The sequence below is a fragment of the Neisseria sp. 20925_1_37 genome (genome assembly GCF_041433255.1).
Taxonomy (GTDB): Bacteria; Pseudomonadota; Gammaproteobacteria; order Burkholderiales; family Neisseriaceae; genus Neisseria; species Neisseria flavescens_D.
On the sequence record NZ_JAPWBC010000030.1, the window covers coordinates 1 to 1,182 of the forward strand.

Below are 1,182 nucleotides of genomic sequence, written 5' to 3' on the forward strand. Positions count from 1 at the left end.
GAAACCCTAAAACCGAAACGCCGCCATCTGAACGCAGTATCAAAGACACGCTCAAATTAGTGGATTTCAACAAAGTCGATTTTGATACCAAAGAAATCCGTTTTGCCCAAAAAGGCATGGGTTTGTCGCTCAACGGCATTGCGCAGGGCTATATCACCGACAAAGTAGCTGAATTGTTGAAGCAGCAAGGCGTTACCCAGGCATTGATTGATATGGGGGAGATTTACGGCTTTGATAATGCCAACCAGCGCGAGTGGAATGTCAGCATTCGCAATCCCGACCAAGAAGACCAAATCCTGACCACCATTGCCATGAAAAACCAAGCCTTTGCCACATCGGGCGGCTATGGCACGGTAATGGACGAAGCTGGTAAATTTACCCATCTTTTTGATCCGCGTACAGGCGGAAGCCAGCCGCGCTATAAAAGCATGAGCGTCATGGCGGAAAGTGCGGCAGTTGCCGATGCTTTTTCTACCGCATTTTCTATTATGGATGAAGCGGCCATCCGAGCAGCGGCCCAAGTTAAAAAGGCACAGGTTTGGCTGGTGATGCCGAATAATGAATTGAAGAAGATTGGAAGTTGAGGAGAAGGGCGGCCTTGCCTGTGATTTTGACTATGTGTATAGGGCAGGGAAGGCTTGATTACTAAAATAATGGAGGATAAAAAAGAAGGGCTGCCCAAGGGGGCAACCCTGAAACTCTTGCAGCTGGGAGTAATTAGCAAGAGATTACGACACTTAAAACAAAAATTCACTCATTTCAAAGCACGAAGCTTTAATATCTAAGCAAAACGGTATTTCGACCGCTCAAACCCCTTCGATACGGAGAAACACAACATAATATGGGAAAATCCGACAAAGTGGTTTGAAGCAATTCAGATGAACGGTCTGTAATGCAGATAACCGGATGTCTTTAGATGAACGGTATAATATCAGGATAAGCGGAACATTACTAGTGAATATTATAAAAAAGTAGAATAATTCATTTAGTGATTGATTATATTGAATAAAAACATGATTTCTTATTGAACTTTTTTACAACATATTGAGACCTTTGCAAAATTCCCCAAAATCCCCTAAATTCCCACCAAGACATTTAGGGGATTTTCCATGAGCACCTTCTTCCAGCAAACCGCACAAGCCATGATTGCCAAACACATCGACCGTTTCCCACTATTGAAGT

At 43.5% G+C, this 1,182-nt stretch carries 1 protein-coding gene; it reads left to right on the plus strand.

What is annotated here, in order from left to right; translation table 11 throughout:
• Positions 1-584 (plus strand): FAD:protein FMN transferase (locus O3661_RS10580; protein ID WP_371493388.1); only part of this gene is annotated, 584 nt, incomplete at its 5' end.
• Positions 585-1,182: the final 598 nt, after the last annotated feature.